Below are 3,853 nucleotides of genomic sequence, written 5' to 3' on the forward strand. Positions count from 1 at the left end.
CCCCGCCGAGGAGCAGGACGGCGACCACCGCGGTCACCACGGCCCGACGGCGGCGCCCGTCGCCGCGGCGCGGCGCGCCGTCCGCACTGGTCAGCACCGGTGTCACCTCCTCGCGTCCCGGTAATCGGACTGTGCCACCGGCACCCCACGCGCACCGTGCGCACCACGCGGAACACCGGTTCCGGAGTGCGGTTTTCGCCGGACAGGGGGACGGACGGCCACACGGACGGGGGAGGAGGGGGGCCGGGGACAGGCCCGGGCGACCGGGGTGTGACCGCCGCCTCCGGGGCCGACGGCCCGGCTACCACACCGCCGTACGGGGTCTTCGGCTATCCTGACCTTGACTGTAAAAAGTACGAGCGTACGGTTTAAGCAGGACGGTCCGACGCATCAGTGCGGCCGCTACGCAGGTGCGCAAGACTCGACCTGCTGCTACCCGAACAACCGCCGCCATGGAGACAACGTGACTGCACCCGCCAGTAAGAACAGCTTCGGCGCCAGGGACACGCTCCAGGTCGGCAACGCCTCCTACGAGGTGTTCCGCCTGGACAAGGTGGAGGGGTCCCAGCGCCTCCCGTACAGCCTGAAGATCCTGCTCGAGAACCTGCTGCGCACGGAGGACGGCGCGAACATCACCGCCGAGCACATCCGCGCGCTCGGCGGCTGGGACCCGAAGGCCGAGCCGGCCACCGAGATCCAGTTCACGCCGGCCCGCGTGGTGATGCAGGACTTCACCGGTGTGCCCTGTGTCGTCGACCTCGCGACGATGCGGGAGGCCGTGACCGACCTCGGCGGCAGCCCGGACCAGGTCAACCCGCTCGCGCCCGCCGAGATGGTCATCGACCACTCCGTGGTCATCGACGTGTTCGGCCGCTCCGACGCCTTCGAGCGCAACGTCGAGATCGAGTACGAGCGCAACCGGGAGCGCTACCAGTTCCTGCGCTGGGGGCAGAACTCGTTCGAGGAGTTCAAGGTCGTCCCGCCCGGCACCGGCATCGTGCACCAGGTCAACATCGAGCACCTCGCCCGTTCGATCATGGCCCGCAACGGCCAGGCCTACCCGGACACGTGCGTGGGCACCGACTCGCACACGACCATGGTCAACGGCCTCGGCGTCCTCGGCTGGGGCGTGGGCGGGATCGAGGCCGAGGCCGCGATGCTCGGCCAGCCCGTGTCCATGCTGATCCCCAAGGTGGTCGGGTTCAAGCTTACCGGGGAGATCCCGCCCGGCGCGACCGCCACCGACGTGGTCCTCACCATCACCGAGATGCTGCGGCGGCACGGTGTGGTCGGCAAGTTCGTCGAGTTCTACGGCGAGGGCGTGGCCTCGGTCCCGCTGGCCAACCGCGCCACCATCGGCAACATGAGCCCCGAGTTCGGCTCCACCGCCGCGATCTTCCCGATCGACGACGAGACGCTGCGCTACCTCAAGCTCACCGGCCGCTCGGACGACCAGCTCGCGCTGGTGGAGGCCTACGCCAAGGAACAGGGCCTGTGGCACGACCCCGCCCGGGAGCCGGAGTACTCCGAGTACCTGGAGCTGGACCTGTCCACCGTGGTGCCGTCCATCGCCGGTCCGAAGCGTCCGCAGGACCGCATCGCGCTCAGTGAGGCCAAGCCGTCGTTCCGCAGCTCGGTGCGCGAGTACGTGACCGACCACGGGCCCGTGCCGCACACCAAGATGGACGAGGCCTCCGAGGAGTCCTTCCCGGCCAGCGACTCGCCCGCCCTGGAGTTCGCCGACGACGACTCGATGGCCGTGCACTCGGCAGCCCTCGGCGCCGACGGCAGGCCCAGCAAGCCGGTCAAGGTGTCCTCGCCGGACCGCGGCGAGTTCGTGCTCGACCACGGCGCCGTGGTGATCGCCTCGATCACCTCGTGCACCAACACCTCGAACCCGTCGGTGATGCTGGGTGCGGCGCTGCTGGCGCGCAACGCGGTCGAGAAGGGCCTGTCGGTCAAGCCGTGGGTCAAGACGTCCATGGCACCCGGCTCCCAGGTGGTCACCGACTACTACGAGAAGGCCGGGCTGTGGCCGTACCTGGAGAAGCTGGGCTACCACCTGGTCGGCTACGGCTGCACCACCTGCATCGGCAACTCCGGCCCGCTGCCCGAGGAGATCTCGGCCGCGGTCTCGGAGAACGACCTCGCGGCCGTGTCGGTGCTGTCCGGTAACCGCAACTTCGAGGGCCGGATCAACCCCGACGTCAAGATGAACTACCTGGCCTCGCCGCCGCTGGTGATCGCCTACGCGCTGGCGGGCACGATGGACTTCGACTTCGAGAACCAGCCGCTGGGTCAGGACGGCGACGGCAACGACGTCTTCCTGCGCGACATCTGGCCGTCGCCGCAGGAGATCCAGCAAACGATCGAGTCGGCCATCACCCAGGAGATGTTCACCTCGGACTACTCCGACGTCTTCGACGGCGGCGAGCGGTGGAAGTCGCTGCCCACCCCGGAGGGCGAGACGTTCGCGTGGGACCCGCAGTCCACCTACGTGCGCAGGCCCCCGTACTTCGAGGGCATGGGCGCCGAGCCGGACCCGGTCACCGACATCTCCGGCGCCCGGGTGCTGGCCAAGCTGGGCGACTCGGTCACCACCGACCACATCTCCCCGGCCGGCGCGATCAAGGCGGACTCCCCCGCGGGCCGCTACCTCATGGAGAACGGCGTCGAGCGCAAGGACTTCAACTCCTACGGCTCCCGCCGGGGCAACCACGAGGTGATGGTGCGCGGCACGTTCGCCAACATCCGGCTGCGCAACCTGCTGCTGGACGACGTGCAGGGCGGCTACACCCGCGACTTCACCCAGCCCGGTGGCCCGCAGGCGTTCATCTACGACGCCGCGCAGAACTACGCCGCGCAGGGCACGCCGCTGGTGGTGCTGGGCGGCAAGGAGTACGGCTCCGGCTCGTCGCGGGACTGGGCCGCCAAGGGCACCCGGCTGCTCGGGGTGCGCGCCGTGATCGCCGAGTCGTTCGAGCGCATCCACCGCTCGAACCTCATCGGCATGGGCGTGGCCCCGCTGCAGTTCCCGGACGGGTCCTCGGCGGACTCGCTCGGCCTGGACGGCACGGAGACCTACGACATCGCCGGGCTCACCACGCTGAACAACGGGGAGACGCCCGAGACGGTGCGGGTCACCGCCACGAAGGACGACGGCTCGACGGTCACCTTCGACGCCGTGGTGCGCATCGACACCCCGGGTGAGGCCGACTACTACCGCAACGGCGGCATCCTGCAGTACGTGCTGCGCAAGATGACCGCCTGAGACCCGGCGCCGGAGCACCTCCGGCCCGACCGACGATCCGGGAACGGCCCGCCGCGCGACCCCGCGTCCCGCGGCGGGCCGTTTCCACGGGTAAGGCGAGGCCCGGCACCCCCGCCGATTGGAGTTCGCGATGACACTCGCCGCGATCCTCGCGGGGCTGGCCGTGTTCACGGGCGCACTGGTGCAGGGCACCGTCGGCTACGGCATGAACCTGATCGCGGCGCCGCTGCTGGCCCTGGTCGATCCCGCGCTGGTTCCGGTCCCGCTGCTGGTCGTCGCGCTGGCCCACGCCGTGCTGTCGGTGGTGCGGGAACGCGAGGACACCGACTGGCCCGGGGTGCGCTGGGCGATGCTGGGGCGTATCCCCGGAACGGCGCTCGGGGTCCTGGCCGTCGCGGTGCTCGCCCCGGGTCCGTTCGCGACGGTGGTCGGGCTCGCGGTGCTGGTGTGCGTGGTGCTGTCGCTGGTGTCCTGGCGGCCGCGCCCGCGGCCCGGACCGTTGCTGGTCGCGGGGATCGCCAGCGGCACGTTCGGTACCGCCGCCTCGATCGGCGGACCGCCGCTGGCGCTGCTGTACCAGCA

At 70.6% G+C, this 3,853-nt stretch carries 2 protein-coding genes; both read left to right on the forward strand.

The window, feature by feature from the left end; translation table 11 throughout:
- Positions 1 to 463 precede the first annotated feature (463 nt).
- Positions 464 to 3,271 carry an aconitate hydratase gene (locus tag ACTIR_RS0115360; RefSeq protein WP_026454945.1) on the forward strand — a complete coding sequence of 936 codons (2,808 nt, stop codon included), beginning with the start codon at positions 464 to 466 and terminating at the stop codon, positions 3,269 to 3,271.
- 130 nt (positions 3,272 to 3,401) lie between these two features.
- On the forward strand, positions 3,402 to 3,853 hold a 452-nt coding region (locus ACTIR_RS23670; RefSeq protein ID WP_034240382.1), incomplete at its 3' end, for a TSUP family transporter.

This window comes from Saccharomonospora iraqiensis subsp. iraqiensis (assembly GCF_000430445.1).
Lineage (GTDB): Bacteria > Actinomycetota > Actinomycetes > Mycobacteriales > Pseudonocardiaceae > Saccharomonospora > Saccharomonospora iraqiensis.